Consider the following 1,218-nt stretch of genomic DNA (forward strand, 5'->3'; position numbering starts at 1 on the left):
CTAGGGAAACGCTGATTAATAGAGCTCGGCGGTCATCGCTCACGTAGCTGCGGACGTTATAGAAGGCAGCTCACGAAACGGACCCACGAGGATGAAGAGGCAGATCGGCTTCGCGGAAGCGGAAATTGCAGGCAAGAAGCGCGTGACGAGGCGCCAACGCTTCTTGGCGGAGATGGAGAAGATCGTGCCGTGGCAGCGTTTGCTGTGTGCAATCGAACCGCATTACCCGAATGGCATGCGAGGCCGTCCGCCGATTGGACTGGAGCGAATGCTGCGAATCTACTTTCTGCAGCAGTGGTACGGGCTGTCGGACGAAGGGCTGGAAGACGCGCTGTATGACAGCATTGCGCTGCGCAGCTTCGCCGGCATCGATCTGGCAGTCGAGAACGTGCCGGATGCGACCACGTTGTTGAAGTTCCGGCGCCTCCTGATCGAGCACGAGCTGACAAGGAAGCTGTTCGACGAGATCGGTATCTCGCTGTGCGAGCGTGGACTGATGATGAAGGAAGGCACGCTGGTTGATGCGACGATCATCGAAGCGCCACCGTCGACCAAGAACGCCGAGAAGAGCCGTGACCCAGAGATGCATCAAACGAAGAAGGGAAACGAGTGGCACTTTGGGATGAAAGCCCACGTTGGCGTGGACGCCGATTCGGGCTTGGTCCACAGCGTGGCCGGGACGGCGGCCAACGTGTCGGATGTGTCGCAAGCCCATTTGCTGCTGCATGGCCATGAAGAGGAAGCGTTCGCCGACGCGGGCTACATTGGTGTAGACAAGCGTGATGAAATGAAAGGCAAGGCAGTAAAGTGGCACGTCGCTGCCAAGCGCGGAAAGATCAAGGCGATGCAGGAGGGTCCGCTGAAGGACCTCTTGACTGCGCTTGAGCGAACCAAGGCGCAGATCCGTTCGCGCGTCGAGCATCCGTTTCATATCGTCAAGAACCTGTTTCACCATCGCAAGACCCGATACAAGGGCTTGGCCAAGAACACTGCGCAACTGTTCAGCTTGTTCGCGCTGGCGAATCTGGTGATTGCGCGAAATCTGTTGCGATCGGTCCATGGGAGCAATCCGTCATGCGTATGAAAAATGCGAGCAGAGGGGCTCGTTTACGAGCCGAATCCGCCGAAATGAGCGCCGATTCGATTCGTTATCAAGAAGCTCCGACGCCTCTTGATCTTCAAGCCGACCCGACAACTCATTAATCAGCGTTTCCCTAG

At 57.4% G+C, this 1,218-nt stretch carries 1 protein-coding gene; it reads left to right on the forward strand.

Annotated elements, in window-relative coordinates:
* The first annotated feature begins 91 nt into the window (after positions 1-91).
* Positions 92-1,084 (forward strand): IS5 family transposase, encoded by a 993-nt coding sequence (locus tag AWB74_RS44690; RefSeq protein ID WP_061152820.1) that lies wholly within the window; start codon positions 92-94, stop codon positions 1,082-1,084.
* Positions 1,085-1,218: the final 134 nt, after the last annotated feature.

The organism is Caballeronia arvi, assembly GCF_001544695.2.
In the GTDB taxonomy this organism is placed as follows: Bacteria; Pseudomonadota; Gammaproteobacteria; order Burkholderiales; family Burkholderiaceae; genus Caballeronia; species Caballeronia arvi.

Coding starts and splice junctions, on each gene's coding strand:
- AWB74_RS44690 (WP_061152820.1), top strand. CDS start 92: ATGAAGAGGCAGATCGGCTTCGCGGAAGCGGAAATTGCAGGCAAGAAG.